This window comes from Oleiphilus sp. HI0061 (assembly GCF_001635675.1).
In genome coordinates this window covers 1-1,449 of sequence record NZ_LWFE01001363.1, presented here as the reverse complement: position 1 = coordinate 1,449, position 1,449 = coordinate 1, and the positions used below count along the sequence as shown (strand labels likewise).

Here is a 1,449-nt window from a genome sequence, read left to right as displayed (position 1 = left end):
GAGCGACAACGCGCCTGAAATAAGCATGAACCCTGATGAACTTTATCTTGAAGAAGTCTATACAGACAACAAAGTCGGCACTATTCGTCGCATGACACCTGTCGATGCAAATGGCGACGCAGACAGCGCTAGACCCGTTCTGTTTATCGGCAGCACTCAAATGATGACGCCAGCTGGACCACTTCCTTTGAACTTCGAACTTCAAGGTTCTACTCTGGGTCAAGCGGCAGCTAACTTTGGCGAAGCAGCAAACAAGTCGCTTGAAGATACAATGAAAGAACTTCAAGAAATGCGTCGTGAGCAGGCTTCTCAGATCGTCGTACCGGGCCAAGGCGGAAGCCAAATCCAAATGCCTTAAAGCATTTTTTCAATGGGGTCAGACTCGATTGAAAAATAGCCATACTTATGTAGGCGGGGCCTCCAGTCGCGCAAACCGAAACCAGGGAATCGTTTGAAAGCCCCGTGGCACAGCAAGCGCCCCGAGGACGGGCCGCCTACAAAGTCATAATACTTATATGTAAAAGTTGGCACGCAGTCTGACCTACTGAAATAGCGGTTTCGACTAGAGCCTACAAATACCCTGCCCAAACTTAGTCAGCAAAGTGCCAAAACTTGCCGTTGAAGGTTGATTTTGGTTTGGCCGAATGTTACTGGCTTCAAATTCCTGGGTGATGTCTGTAGATGGTGAACAACCAACTTAACAAAGTGTTAAGTCGGCTTTCGGGTCTTCCCTAATATAATTTGAGCTAGCTTGATTGTTTATTAAATAAACTAAAAATGAGGCTTCTAGGTGAATACTTGATAGGTGTTCTAGAAAACGTAAATGAATCCAACGCCGACCTCAGCTTCATAGTTGTTGCGTGCGATTGGGCTATCCGCAATGTCACTACTATAACGCTCATAAACCGCCTCGCCGAAAACCTGCCAATTCTCATTTACATAATGGCGATAATTGTAATTAAATCCAAACGAGCGAAATCCTCCACTCAGGTCGGTCTCATTCAGTCCCGATGCAACTGACTGCTCTGCATCTATACCAAAATCTTTATTGACATAATCACTATCGTGAAATACCAAAGCGATGGCAATTTCATGGCCGGTTCCGTCGTTCTGACCACCGAAGCGGTGCCCCACGCCAAAAAGACCAAGACTTCCGTTTTCACCGGTCACCACTCGAGCATCCAGCCAATAACGCCAGTCGGTATCGAAAGCATGGCGTGCTTGCAAAACTAGTTCAGTTCCCTCATCTCCTTCACCGAGACCATCCAAACGACCGTCATCAGAGTCACTTTCTTCACGCCCCTCATCGAAGCCCACGACAGCCTCGAATAGCCATGTGTCAGAACGAAGACCACGCCACCCGAGCGCCTCACCGGCCCAGAAGAAAATATTATCACCTTTACGCCATTGCACCGCACCGGCAGGATCGACTTCTGCGCCAAATTCATC

2 protein-coding genes are annotated in these 1,449 nt (G+C 47.8%); one reads left to right on the top strand and one right to left on the bottom strand.

From position 1 onward, the window contains the following. On the top strand, nt 1–358 hold a 358-nt coding region (locus A3735_RS21565; RefSeq protein ID WP_369820546.1), incomplete at its 5' end, for a hypothetical protein. A gap of 452 nt (nt 359–810) precedes the next feature. Here the strand turns inward: A3735_RS21565 and A3735_RS21560 are convergent. Then, nucleotides 811–1,449, bottom strand: a 639-nt coding sequence (locus A3735_RS21560; RefSeq protein WP_068638618.1) for a MipA/OmpV family protein, incomplete at its 5' end; no start/stop codon positions are given.